At 34.2% G+C, this 9,625-nt stretch carries 6 protein-coding genes and 2 tRNA genes; 2 read left to right on the top strand and 6 right to left on the bottom strand.

Translation table 11 applies throughout. From position 1 onward, the window contains the following. Positions 1 to 269: 269 nt before the first annotated feature. Positions 270 to 345 (bottom strand) — tRNA-Lys (locus ACGH80_RS11345). A 217-nt stretch (positions 346 to 562) separates the two neighbouring features. Between ACGH80_RS11345 and ACGH80_RS11340 the strand changes: the two genes are divergently transcribed. Then, positions 563 to 1,234, top strand: coding sequence for an OmpW family outer membrane protein (locus ACGH80_RS11340; RefSeq protein WP_085164020.1), 672 nt, complete (start codon positions 563 to 565; stop codon positions 1,232 to 1,234). A gap of 49 nt (positions 1,235 to 1,283) precedes the next feature. Here ACGH80_RS11340 and ACGH80_RS11335 read toward each other — a convergent pair whose 3' ends face one another. From ACGH80_RS11335 to recQ, 5 genes are all read right to left on the bottom strand, one after another. Then, positions 1,284 to 4,142: a valine--tRNA ligase gene (locus tag ACGH80_RS11335; RefSeq protein WP_085164019.1), complete on the bottom strand. Its 2,859-nt coding sequence runs from the start codon at positions 4,140 to 4,142 to the stop codon at positions 1,284 to 1,286. 193 nt (positions 4,143 to 4,335) lie between these two features. After that, positions 4,336 to 5,184, bottom strand: coding sequence for a pantoate--beta-alanine ligase (panC, locus tag ACGH80_RS11330; protein ID WP_034912860.1), 849 nt, complete (start codon positions 5,182 to 5,184; stop codon positions 4,336 to 4,338). Positions 5,185 to 5,189: 5 nt separating this feature from the next. Further along, positions 5,190 to 6,044: a 3-methyl-2-oxobutanoate hydroxymethyltransferase gene (gene panB, locus ACGH80_RS11325; protein ID WP_411631181.1), complete on the bottom strand. Its 855-nt coding sequence runs from the start codon at positions 6,042 to 6,044 to the stop codon at positions 5,190 to 5,192. Then, entirely contained in the window at positions 6,041 to 6,883 is an 843-nt protein-coding gene (locus tag ACGH80_RS11320) for a Rossmann-like and DUF2520 domain-containing protein (protein ID WP_411631180.1), read from the bottom strand. The genes panB and ACGH80_RS11320 overlap by 4 nt, the downstream gene beginning before the upstream one ends. A gap of 264 nt (positions 6,884 to 7,147) precedes the next feature. Next, the gene (gene recQ / locus ACGH80_RS11315; protein ID WP_085164016.1) at positions 7,148 to 8,977 is read right to left on the bottom strand and encodes a DNA helicase RecQ; all 1,830 of its coding nucleotides are present in this window, start codon (positions 8,975 to 8,977) and stop codon (positions 7,148 to 7,150) included. Between the two features lie 281 nt (positions 8,978 to 9,258). Between recQ and ACGH80_RS11310 the strand changes: the two genes are divergently transcribed. Next, positions 9,259 to 9,335 (top strand) — tRNA-Val (locus ACGH80_RS11310). Positions 9,336 to 9,625 lie beyond the last annotated feature (290 nt).

The raw sequence follows: 9,625 nt of genomic DNA, 5'->3' as shown, positions 1-9,625 counted from the left end.
TGAAACGCTTTATTAATTTTTATAATACCGTTAAACCACATAAAGCGATTTCAGGGAAAACGCCTTATGAGTTTTTAAAGGATTATTTTAACCATGAAGTGTAAACAACTCGGCGTTTTCCTACAGTTTATTACTAGCCAACTTAGTCAAGAAAGTTTGTATACAAAACATATACACAATTCAGTGCAACTTGATGCAAATAACTTTTAGCTTAGCTATTTATCATATAATATTTTTTTGGAATTAGATAAGAGTTTAAATAAGAAGAATGGTGGGTTGTGAGGGGATCGAACCCGCGACCAATTGATTAAGAGTCAACTGCTCTACCGACTGAGCTAACAACCCACTTAAACATTTCCGTTTATTTTATATAAATTATATTAATAATGCAAGTTATCAATTTAATTTTATTTGTCAGGAATTTTGATATAAATCTCAGAAATATCAAATTCAGTATTATAATATTGTAAAATAAAATTAGTTATAAAATCAATATTATTTATCTAACTAAAACTTGTTGTCATAATTTACATTAATTCGCAATTTAACTTTGGAGGCAAAAATGAAAGTATCATCAATTACAATGCTTATCTCAATGGGATTAGTAAGCTCTTTGGCTTATGCTCATACAGCAAATGAAATTATAATTCGTGGAGGACCAGTTTATGTTCATCCTCAAGATAAAAGTGATCATGTTAAAGTAGGTGGAGTAAAAAGCGATCTAAAAGCAAAGGCAGATAACGATACCCAACTTGGATTAAACTTTCAATATATGGTTACTGATAATATTGGTGTCGAATTGCTAGCTGCAACGCCTTTTAGCCATCAGCTTAAGTTAGGTGGTGGTAATTCAACAGGCCTTTCTGGTGCTCATTTAGGAAAAATTAAACACCTACCGCCAACATTAAGTGCTGTTTGGTATCCGCTTGATTCGCAATATGAGTTTCAACCTTATCTTGGAATGGGCATAAACTACACCTTCTTTTTTGATGAAAAACTCAATGGTGAAGCTAAAAAGGCTGGGTTCCATGGTTTAGATCTTGATAGTTCCTGGGGCTGGGCAGCACAGGTTGGTGCTGATTATACTTTCAATGAAAATTGGCTCGTTAATGCTCAAATACGTTATATTGATATTGAAACGAAAGCAACTACACATTTAGGCAATACAAAAGTGACAGCCAATTATAAGCTTGATCCTTGGGTTGCTATGATTGGAGTTGGGTACAAATTTTGATTTAATAAGTATAAAAGCCTCTCATTTGAGAGACTTTTTATTATTAATATTAAAGATTTTTTATCAACAAATACTGTTCTTGCAGTTTGGCTTTATCATTAATATAACCTTGTTGTTTTTCTTTCTCTTTAGTGACCACTGCCGCAGGTGCTTTATCAACAAAGCTTGCGTTAGATAACTTGTTTGCAATCCGCATAATTTCACCTTCAATGCGTGCAATTTCTTTTTCTAAACGAGCAAGTTCATTTTCTTTATTAATTAATCCTGCCATAGGTATTAATAATTCTGCACCGTCAACTAATTTAGTTACTGATAAAGGTCCAGTTTCATTTTCATCTAATAAGACTATTTCAGATAATCTTGCTAATGATTCAATAAAACTAATATTATTACTAGTAATTCGATGCACTGTTGGTGACGCTTTACGAATTAATAACTGCAGAGGCTTACTTGGTGCAATGTTCATTTCTGCACGAATATTACGTACAGCAATTACCGCATCTTTTATCCAATTAATATCTGCAACTGCCTCATCATTTGAAGACTGGTTATCAAAAATAGGCATTGGTTGTAACATAATGGTATCAGCTTTAATACCCATTAGTAGTTTTACATTTTGCCAAATTTCTTCCGTTATAAATGGAATAATTGGATGAGCCAGACGTAATAGAGCTTCTAATACAGTCACTAACGTATGACGGGCAGCACGTTGCTGCGATGCTTCGCCATTAGCTAAAATGGATTTCGTTAGTTCTAAATACCAATCACAGAACTGGTTCCAAGTGAACTCATATAAAATATTAGCAGCCAAATCAAAACGATAAGTATCAAATGCCTCACGATAAGTTTTAACTGTTTGATTAAATTCAGCCAAAATCCATTTATCAGCTAGCGAATAATCTAAATCTCCTCCTTTAAAACCACAATCATGCTGCTCAGTATTCATTAACACATAACGGCTTGCATTCCATAGTTTATTACAGAAATTACGATAACCTTCTAAACGTTTTAAATCCCAATTAATATCACGCCCTGTTGATGCTAGTGCTGCGAGTGTAAATCGTAGCGCATCAGTACCATGCGCTTCAATGCCATTTGGAAATTGCTTTTCTGTTCGCTTAGCAATTTTCTCAGCAAGTTGTGGTTGCATCATATTGCCTGTTCGTTTTTTTAACAAATCAGCTAATGAAATACCATCAATCATATCTAAAGGATCGATAACGTTTCCTTTAGATTTTGACATTTTTTGTCCTTCTTCATCACGAATTAGACCTGTAACATACACCGTTTTAAATGGGACTTGCGGTTTTCCATGTTCATCTTTTATAAAATGCATGGTCATCATGATCATTCTAGCTACCCAGAAGAATATAATATCAAAACCGGTCACTAGCACATTCGTTGGATGGAACGTGGTTAAGTCGTCAGTATTTTCTGGCCAACCTAACGTTGAAAATGTCCAAAGCGCTGACGAGAACCAAGTATCAAGCACATCTTCATCTTGCTCTAACTCAATATCATTTGGCAAATTATTTTCACGTCGTACTTCAGCTTCATCACGTCCCACATATACATTACCTTGTTTATCATACCAAGCTGGAATACGGTGTCCCCACCATAATTGACGGGAAATACACCAATCTTGAATATCATTCATCCAAGAAAAATACATGTTTTCGTATTGTTTTGGTACGAACTGAATATCACCATTTTTGACGGCATCAATGGCTGGTTTTGCAAGCACTTTGGCTCGCACATACCATTGGTCCGTCAACATAGGTTCAATAACAACACCGCCACGATCACCATAAGGAATGGTTAAATCATGAGGTTCTATTTTTTCCAAAATACCTAGTTTTTCACATTGTGCAAGAACAGTTTTACGGGCAGCAAAACGCTCTAAATTCTGAAATTCTAATGGTATATCAGTTGAATATAACGTGCTAGGTTCCCCATTAGTATCAAATACTTCAGCTTGTGTACGAATATCACCATCAAAAGTTAGGATATTTATCATTGGTAACTGATGACGACGCCCAACTTCGTAGTCATTAAAGTCATGAGCAGGTGTGATTTTTACACAACCAGTACCTTTAGTCATATCGGCATGTTCATCACCAATAATAGGAATGCGACGATTTACGAACGGTAATACTACAAATTTACCAATCAGATCTTTATAGCGTGGATCTTCAGGGTTAACAGCAACACCTGTGTCACCGAATAATGTTTCAGGACGAGTTGTGGCGACAACTAAATAATCTTTTCCTTCTGATGTTTTCATACCATCAGCTAGAGGATAACGTAAGTGCCACATTGAACCTTTTACTTCACGATTTTCGACTTCAAGATCAGAAATAGCTGTACGCAGTTTTGGATCCCAATTAACTAAACGTTTGCCGCGATAAATCAGATCTTCTTGATATAATCTAACAAAAACTTCCTTAACGGCATTGGATAAGCCTTGGTCCATTGTAAAACGCTCACGCTCCCAATCAACAGAATCCCCTAAACGGCGCATTTGCTTTGTAATGCTGCCACCTGACTCAGCTTTCCATTGCCAGATTTTTTCGATAAATACATCACGACCATAATCATGACGAGTTTTGTTTTCTTCTGCAGCAATTTTCCGCTCTACAACCATTTGCGTTGCTATACCTGCATGATCGGTTCCTGATTGCCACAAAGTATTATTGCCTTGCATACGATGATAACGAATTAAGGCATCCATAATAGTTTGTTGAAATGCATGCCCCATATGTAAACTCCCAGTTACATTTGGTGGTGGGATAGCAATACAGTAACTTGGTTGGGACTTATCGCCATTGGGTTTGAAATACCCACTTTCTTCCCAATGTTTGTAGATAGGTTGTTCAATTTCTTGTGGATTATAAGTCGTATTTTTCATAATTAATGCATAAATCCTGATTTAAGGCATAAAATTTTGACCATTCTACAGTAAAATAGCTAAACAATAAATTGGCAGAATAATAAACTCGTTGATTTAATCTTCTTAAAAATTTTTTATTACGCGACCAATGACAAAAAAACCGCTTTATATCAAGCGGTTTTTTATATCTATCACCAAAATATTGTTATAACTAGGGATGTTGATATATAAAATTATCAATTAACCGTGTTTTACCAATATAAACGGCTAACGCACATAAGCTATCTTGCTCAAGCATATCAACCGATTGTAAAGATGTTAGATCTACAAATTCAATATAATCAATTTTAGCTAAGGGCTGATTGGTTATAAGCTCATGCATAACTTTTGTAATAACAGTTACTGACTTTTCTCCCTGCTTTATCATTGCTTTGGCACTTTCTATAGCTTGATAAAGGCAAACAGATGCGGATCGTTCGCTTTCAGACAAATAACTATTACGCGAGCTTTTAGCTAGCCCATCAGCTTCACGCACAATCGGACAACCAACAATCTCAATATTAAAATTCAGATCATTTACCATACGTTTAATTACAGCTAGCTGCTGTGCATCTTTCTGACCAAAATAAGCACGATCAGGTTGCGTAATATTAAATAATTTTGTGACAACAGTGCAAACACCTTTAAAATGCCCTGGACGCTTTTGTCCACATAATGCGTTGGTTAAACCATTAACATCAACATAGCTACTAAAATTAGGAACATACATTTCATTAACAGTTGGGCAAAAAATCAAATCTACCCCCATCTGCTCACAAGCAATTTTATCTCTATTTAAATCACGAGGATAGCTGGCTAAATCCTCAGAAGGACCAAACTGGATAGGATTAACAAAAATGCTCACAATTACTTTTTGGTTTTCCTTTTTAGCCGCAGCCATTAGACTTTGGTGACCCTCATGCAAATATCCCATTGTTGGAACAAGCCCTATACTATACCCAGCTTGACGCCAAGCTTTTACTTGTGCTTGGACTTCTTTAATTGTACTTACAATATTCATTTGTATTAGCCCTTATGGTTAATAGTAAATTCAAGCTTGAGTTTCTCTATAACATTATCTTCAATAGAAAACTCATGATTTGTAGCAGGGAACTGTCGATTATTAACTTCTTGGCAATACAATTTAAAAGCTTGTTTCATTTGTTCACCAATCGATGCAAAAGATTTCACAAATTTTGATGAAATACCATCATACATTGATAACATATCTTGATAAACTAGCACTTGCCCATCACAATCAACTCCCGCTCCAATGCCAATCGTCGGAATATTAACTAATTGTGTGATAAATTTCGCTAAACCTGCCGGAACACACTCCAGCAAAATAGCTGCAGCACCAGCTTTTTCAACCGCTAATGCATCAAGAACAATATTTTTAGCATGTTCATAATCCTTACCTTGAACTTTATACCCACCTAAAGCAAGCACAGATTGCGGCATTAACCCAATATGCGCTACAACAGGGATAGATGCTTGTGTAATCATTTTGATATGTTCATAAAATGCTTGCCCACCTTCAAGTTTCACTGCTTGAGCTTGCCCTTCTTTGATTAAACGACCTGCATTTAAAACTGCATCATATACAGACGTGTGATAAGACATAAAAGGTAAATCTGTCACCACAAAAGCTGACTTAGCGGCTCTTGCTACTGCTTTGGAATGGTGAATCATATCCTCCATAGTAACCGATACAGTACTATCGTAACCTAACATCACCATTCCTAGAGAATCACCGACTAACAGACAATCTATACCACTTTCGTCCATTAATTTGGCTGTAGTGTAATCGTATGCAGTTAACATGGTAATTTTTTGTTGATTTTGCTTGCGTTTTTGTAGTGTAAGAATTGTATTTTTCAAGGTAACAGCTCCAGCTCTAATTGTCGATAATCCTTATTTGGATGTTTTGTCCGACTAATATTAAGTAGAATAGTTGATAATTGTAGATAAATCGGCTTGAGTTCATCAGGCATTGCCATAATATGTTGTTTGATAGTTTCAATATCACCACGTTCGACAGGTCCAGTCAAAGCATTGATCACTCCTACTTTACCAATATTATTTGCATTTCCTAGAAATAATGGATGCCAAGCCTGTTCACTAAATTCAGCATCTAGTGTACATTGTTTAAACAAATCAACACCAATTTGAACCAATGCAATAACTTGATTGCTTAACATAACACAAGCAGCATGATACAACGGTTTTTTACTTGCAGGTAAAATTGCTAAAGGATTATTTAGTGGAGCTAATGTGGCTCGTAATTGAGGGATAATATTTTCATTTGCTTCAAGAGTAAAAGAGATACCTGACATTGCCATATAGCAACTAAATCTATCATAAATAGCATATAAAGGATGCAACGAAAACGCAAATGGGTGAACAACCTTATGTTGACTAAAAATATGCGATGTTAACAGACCACTACAATGACCAATCCATTTGTTAGCAATAGATAATTGACAAAGTTCTTGCCAAACTGTGACTATTTGACCATCAGGTACTGTGACTAATATGCAATCACTATCATTAACTAATTCAGGTAAAAAAGTATAATGTTGGCTTTGAGTAAAATCACTTGCCTCTTTTGCATGTTCATAGGTTTGGCTATAAAATCCAGAAATCTGCATTCCACATATAGAAAAATACTTAGCTAAAGTGCAACCTACTTTACCTGCACCGATAAAACCAATAATCATTACAACTGTAAATTATTTGAAGTCGTTGCATTATAGCTTAATCAGCTTGATATTCAATCAAATTAGATATCAATAACATTTAAAATAAATTAGTAAGATATAATTTTAATAATTATAAAATTAAAAGAAAAACAGTAGATTATTTTATTAATTAGATACAGAAAGAAGGAAACAACACATGAAATGTAACCATTTGGTATCTTTTGAAGATTACCAGAACCAAACGATGTAAAAGCTCAAGAAATATTTTTCAGTATAAAATTGTTACATATTTTTTATCATAAATTCATTTATTTCATCTAAAAACAAATTACCATATTTTTGTAACTTAATTTTACCCACACCAGTAATGTTAATTAGCTGTTTTTTACTTTCAGGTTTAGTCTGAACCATCTCAAGCAATGTTGCATCACTAAAAACAATATAGGGAGGAATATCTTCAACATCGGCAATACTTTTGCGTAATCTTTTGAGATTATTAAATAAAATACGTTCTTCGTAAGATAGAATTGTTGTTAAATTAATCGCTCTTGCATAGCGATTAATTCTGCTTTTCTTAACAATTTCTAAACGTGGTTTAGCTAATGATAATGATATTTCACCTCTAAGTATTAGACGCGCTTTTTGTGTTAACTGAAGCGTAGTAAATGCAGATATATTTTGACTTAAATACCCCAAATAAACTAGTTGTCTAATAACACTAAGCCAATAATCTGATGAATACTGCTTACCGATACCATAAACCGATAACTTATCATGACCATTTTCTTTAATTTGAGATCGCCCAGAACCACGTAACACGTCAATAATATATTGAGCACCATAATGCTGTTCTACACGATAAACACAAGATAAAACTTTTTGTGCATCAATTAAACCGTTATAAAGCTCTGGAGGATATAAACAAACATCGCAGTTATTACATGGTTCGGTCCTCTCTTCACCAAAATAATTAAGCAACACAATGCGCCGACAAGTCAAACTTTGTGCAAAAGCCTCCATTGCATTGATCTTTTGTAATTCTATATCTTGATGTTGACCATTCCCTTTTTTAATAACTTGTTGCTGATACCAATTAAGATCTTTACTATTAAATAATAGTATAGCTTCAGCTGGTACACCATCACGACCTGCACGGCCTGTTTCTTGATAATAAGATTCAATCGTTCTTGGGCTATCAGCATGAACAACAAAACGCACATTAGGTTTGTTAATTCCCATACCAAATGCAACGGTAGCTACAATAATTTGCACATTATCTTTTATAAAATCTTCTTGGGCCTGTTGACGTTCATTATTAGTCAACCCAGCATGATAAGCCTTAACAGAAAACCCACGGGAAGCAAGCCTAGTTGTCATATCTTCAACTCTAGAACGGCTTGAACAATAAATAATTCCACTATTACCTTTTTGCGTCTCAATAAAAGAAACAACTTGTTCAAATTGATTAAATTTTTCAACAACTGTATAACGAATATTAGACCGATCAAAGCTTCTTACTACAACCAATGGATTAACCAAATTAAGTTGATGAATAATATCCTTTTGTGTCATTGTGTCTGCTGTTGCAGTCAATGCAACAATAGGGACTTTAGGGAAACGAATAGAAAGTTGTCCTAATTGCCTATAATCAGGCCTAAAATCATGCCCCCATTGAGAAATGCAATGCGCCTCATCAATAGCTATTAATGAAGGAGGATACTCATCAATTAATGAAGAAAAAGAGTAAACACCCAATCTTTCAGGAGAAACGTATAATAGTTTTATTGAATGATCCAAATATTGCTTGATAACTTTTTGTTGTTCTATAGATGATTGTGAGGCATTAAGATAGGCAGCAGCAATACCGTTAGCTAATAATTGATCAACCTGATCTTTCATCAAAGAAATTAAGGGTGAAACAACTATTGCTGTTCCTGGTAATAAAACTGCGGGAATTTGATAACATAAAGATTTCCCTCCTCCAGTTGGAATAATTGTTAAAGTATCACGACCATCAATAATAGATTCAATAATTTCTCTTTGTTGATTTCGAAACGACTTGTAACCAAAAACATTTTGTAAAACATCTTCAATATGATCTTTTATTGACATACTAACCTAAACATATAAAATCCGACTTGGGCTAGCGAGTATAGCTAAATTAAAGTAAACAAACCACCATCAATTTTCGAAAACTGGTAATTCAATCCGAAAAATAAAATGTTTTTTAAACAGCTGCATTAAACAATATCTATTGTAATTTTTAGAATTTATTACATATAATGTTAATTCTATAATAAATTTAGTTCAACAGACTAAAAAAAAATCTATTTTTTTATTTTTTTACTTGATACAAACCGATTTGACAGTTAATATTTACGTGTTTCAAATATACGCCCGTAGCTCAGTTGGTTAGAGCATCACCTTGACATGGTGGGGGTCAGTGGTTCGAGTCCACCCGGGCGTACCATATGATGGTCTATTTAAAATTACCCAAATAAACCAGATTATCATCTATTCAATTAAAATTCAGCTGTATTAAGCCCTAGCCATACCCCCTATTACTGATATGAGAAAAATAGTCAAAATAAACATCGTAAAAAATTACCTAACCTGTACTAATTTATATTTGCTTCATTAATTTATTTTTAGTTTATCATAACAATGACCTTATAAAACTGGTACTAGGGCGTGTTGATCTTTCGTGATTATTTTTTAGACGGCATGATGTGAGTTATAATAATTCTGTCAAAAACAACC

The organism is Gilliamella sp. BG1, from assembly GCF_046635625.1.
In the GTDB taxonomy this organism is placed as follows: Bacteria; Pseudomonadota; Gammaproteobacteria; order Enterobacterales; family Orbaceae; genus Gilliamella; species Gilliamella bombi.
Note: the sequence above shows the minus strand (reverse complement) of the source record. Positions and strands in the feature narration are given on the sequence as shown.

What these genes read in the sequence shown, in the direction of transcription:
- ACGH80_RS11340 (WP_085164020.1), top strand. Translation starts at nt 563, where the DNA reads ATGAAAGTATCATCAATTACAATGCTTATCTCAATGGGATTAGTAAGC.
- ACGH80_RS11335 (WP_085164019.1), bottom strand. Translation starts at nt 4,142, where the DNA reads ATGAAAAATACGACTTATAATCCACAAGAAATTGAACAACCTATCTAC.
- panC (WP_034912860.1), bottom strand. Translation starts at nt 5,184, where the DNA reads ATGAATATTGTAAGTACAATTAAAGAAGTCCAAGCACAAGTAAAAGCT.
- ACGH80_RS11320 (WP_411631180.1), bottom strand. Translation starts at nt 6,883, where the DNA reads ATGATTATTGGTTTTATCGGTGCAGGTAAAGTAGGTTGCACTTTAGCT.
- recQ (WP_085164016.1), bottom strand. Translation starts at nt 8,977, where the DNA reads ATGTCAATAAAAGATCATATTGAAGATGTTTTACAAAATGTTTTTGGT.